Source organism: Luedemannella flava, assembly GCF_039528515.1.
Classification (GTDB): Bacteria; Actinomycetota; Actinomycetes; order Mycobacteriales; family Micromonosporaceae; genus Luedemannella; species Luedemannella flava.
In genome coordinates, this window is the sequence record NZ_BAAALT010000357.1 from 1 (window position 1) to 3,589 (window position 3,589).

Below are 3,589 nucleotides of genomic sequence, written 5' to 3' on the forward strand. Positions count from 1 at the left end.
ACCACCCACGGCCGCGGCACCACCCACGGCCGCGGCACCGGCCACGCCCAGCGCGCACGCCGCGAGGCCCGCCACGGCCAGCGCGACCGCGTGCTTGGGGTGCGCGTCCACGGCCACGGGACGGCCGAGCTCGGCGCCGACCAACTGGGCCACGATCGGCATCCGGGACGAGCCGCCGACCAGCAGCACCGCGTGCAGCTGCTCGGGGGTCACGTTCGCCGAGCGCAGCGCGCGGCGCAGGGCCTCGATCGAGTCGTAGAGCGCGGGGCGGACCATCGCCTCCAGCTCGGCGCGGGTCAGCCGCACCTCGGTGGCGAGGTTGGGCAGCAGCACCGGGATGGAGACGTCGGTGTCGGCGGACAGCGCCTCCTTGGCCTCGGTGACCTCCTCGCGCAGCCGGGCCACGCCGGCGATCGCGGCCGGGTCGTCCTCGTCGAGCTGCTCGATCGCGTCGCCGATGGCGCGGCGGACGTGGCCGAAGACGGCCGCGTCGAAGTCGATGCCGCCGAGGCGCTCGATGCCCTCGGGCTGGCCCAGGATCTCGAAGCCGGTCGGCGTCTTGCGCAGCACCGCCGCGTCGAACGTGCCGCCGCCGAGGTCGTAGACCGCGACCACCGCGCCGGTGTCGATGCGCTGCGCCCGGGCGTAGAACGCGGCCGCCGCCTCGGGCTCGGTGGTGTAGCTGACCGGCTGCTCCAGGCCCGCGATGCGCACGGCCTGGCGCAGCAGGTCCGTCTTGTACGGCCCCCAGTTGGCCGGGTGCGACACGGTGATCGAGGCCGGCGCGCCGCCCTCGCGGCGGGTCACCTCGTCGATGACGCTGCGCAGCACCCGCGCCATCAGCGCCTCGGCCGACACCGGCACGCCGCCCAGCAGGATCGGCGTGGTGTCACCCAGCCGACGCTTGAACTCGCGGGCCACCCGGTGCGGCTCGGACAGGCCGCGACGGTTCGCGGTCTCGCCGATGAGGAACGTCTCGTCCTCGCGCAGCAGCACCACGGACGGGATGGCGGCGCCGCGGCTGCCCAGGGAGGCGATCTCCGCGCGGCCGTCGCGCCACACCGCGGCGGCGGTGAAGGTGGTGCCCAGGTCGATGCCGAGTGCGTACACCATGGACTCCGGGTGCTCGGTGGGGGAACTGTGCGTGACCCTATCCCGTGCGCGCCAGGTCGGTAACCATGCCTTCGCAGGACCGCACCGCCACCCGAGCGGCCAACGCCAGCTCGTGCGAGGTCATCGGGTTCTCGGCCCGGCGCTGCCAGCGCGCCAGCGCGTCCTGCGCGAGCGCGGCGAGTGTCCGGTTGCCGACGTCCGCGCCCTGGTCGAGTCGCAGGTGCACGGCCTGCCCCCGACCGCCGATCAACCGCTCCAGCTCGTCGAGTACGGGCCCCTTGCCCGTCACCCAGCCGGCGCGCAGCGAGGCGAGCACCCGCAGCTCCTGGAACGGGTGCGCGGACGCCACGATCTCCTCCACCTCGGCGAGCACCGCGTCGCTGCCCGGGCGCGGCTCCGCGCGGGCCAGGCCCGACAGGGCCAGCAGCGCCGAGCGGCTCTTGAGCACGTCGCGCCGCTCGTCGAACAGCGACCGCAGCACGTCGCGCAGCTCGCCCAGCCCGCTGTGCGTGACCAGCTCGCGGGCCAGCGCGGTGGCGGTGGGCGCCACGCCCGTGCGCAGCAGGGTCGCGCACAGGCGCAGCCCGAACAGGCCGAAGCGGTCCAGCAGCGCGCGCCGCTCGATCTCGGTGACGCCCAGCTCCGGCAGGCGTGCCACGAACCGGTCCGCCGAGAGCAGCAGGTCGTCGCTCTCGGCCACCGACAGGTCGGCCACCCGGCGCAGCTGGCCCACCTCCACCTCGGTGAGCGTCACCGCGGTCTCGGCGAGCAGGCCCGCCACCGGCACCACGGTCTGCACCACCCGGCGCACGTTCGGGTCCGTGCCCAGCCGGTGCGCGATGCGCCGGGCCGACTCCATCGAGTCCACCCGGCCCACGCCGATCTCGTCGGTGCGCGACAGGATGCCGATCGCGTTGACCGGGTTGGGCCGCGACACGGTCGTGTCGTGGAAGGCGTGCAGGAACTCCAGGTCCGTGTGGTGCAGGTGGCGCATCAGGTAGAGGACGGCGTCGGCCGGCGTCTCCTCGTCGTCGGTCACCAGCAGCTCCCACGCGCGGGCCGCGACATGCGCCGTCAGCGAGCCGATGCCCGGGGTGTCGATCAGCGTCATGTCGCGCAGCGCGCGCGAGGGCCAGGTGACCGACAGGTCCTCGACGTCCTCGGGGGCGAGCTCGGCCAGGTCGACCTCGATCGCACCGTCGTCGCGGGTGAACCGCAGCTGCCGCGGCTCGCCCCGGCGCGGCCGGGCCGTCACCTGGTACGTGTGCCCGTCGCGGTACCACGTGACGATGCGCGTGCACTCCCCCGCGTCGGTGGGCGCCAGGCGCTCGCCGACGAGCGCGTTGAGCAGCGTCGACTTGCCCGACTTCACCCGGCCGGCGATGGCCACCCGCAGCGGCTCGTCGAGCCGTTCGCGGGTCGCGGCCAGGCGGGCGGCCGCCGGCGTGCCCTGGTAGACCTGGCTCGCCCGGGTCAACGCCAACCGCGTCCGGTCGACGAGCCCGGTTGGCCTCGCACTACCCGTCGCGCTCACGAGGTGACCGCCAATGCCAGTTGGCGCAGCTGGTAGAGGCGGGCGAGTTCGGCGTCGATCTCGGCCAGGCGCTGTTCGCGGTCCGCGCGGCCCTTGTTGGCGGCGTCGCCCGCCGCCGCCAGGGCCTGCGCGTTGGAGCGGTTGAGCTCCTCGGCCAGCCCGCTGTAGTGGTCGCGCAGCTGGCGTTGAATGCGCCGCAGCGTGTCCCGGGAGTCCTTGCCCACCACGAAGGTCACCTCGTCGCAGTACCGACGGACGGCGTTCTTGGCCTGCGCGCGCCGCTGGCGTAGCTGGCGCTTCTTCTCGTCGCGCAGTCCCTTGTGGCCCATGACCAGCCCGATGCCCAGCGAGATCGGCGCGAGCGCGATGCCCGCGAGGCTCCCCAGCACGGTGAACATGATGATCCCGCCGTACGCGCCGCGCAGGGCGACCATGGCCTGCTTGCCCACGCGCATCTTCTCCAGCTCGAGGCTGTGTTCGAGCTGCGCCCGCGACGCCAGCGGCGCCGGGTCGCGCACGGCCAGCTCCTCCAGGACCGTGCCGGACGCCTCCCGGAAGTGCTCGGCCACCTGCTCGCTCAACGCCGTCGCCCGGGTGCGCAGCAGCGCGTAGTTGCTGAGCATCTCCTGCGACACCCGCGAGTGCAGCCACGACTGCATCTGCGGCCAGCCGTCGGCCGGGTCGATCGTGTCGATCGTCTCGTCGGCCTCCTGCGTCACCTGCCGGATGCGGGCGCGCAGGTCGTGGTCGACGTCGGAGGTCAGGTCGCCGACCCCGTCGGTGAGCGTCTGGCTCCACCGGGCCGCCGCGCTGCGCAGGTCCTCGACCCGCCGCTTCACCTCGGTCAGCTCGGTGACCACGCCCGCCGCCGCGGCCGGGTCGGCCAGCGCGGCCCGCTCGGTGCCCAGCTCGGCGCGCAGCCGGTCGCACACGGCCAGCACC

General features: G+C 74.4%; 2 protein-coding genes and 1 pseudogene. All 3 read right to left on the minus strand.

Annotation, left to right across the window (positions count from 1 at the left end):
• A partial coding sequence (locus tag ABD211_RS33365) for an Hsp70 family protein (protein WP_344140559.1) occupies positions 1–1,113 on the minus strand: 1,113 nt, incomplete at its 3' end.
• A gap of 37 nt (positions 1,114–1,150) precedes the next feature.
• Positions 1,151–2,647: a dynamin family protein gene (locus tag ABD211_RS33370; RefSeq protein ID WP_344140561.1), complete on the minus strand. Its 1,497-nt coding sequence runs from the start codon at positions 2,645–2,647 to the stop codon at positions 1,151–1,153.
• Positions 2,644–3,589: pseudogene (locus ABD211_RS33375) on the minus strand (dynamin family protein); the annotation flags it as partial. The gene ABD211_RS33370 and the pseudogene ABD211_RS33375, both read right to left, overlap by 4 nt.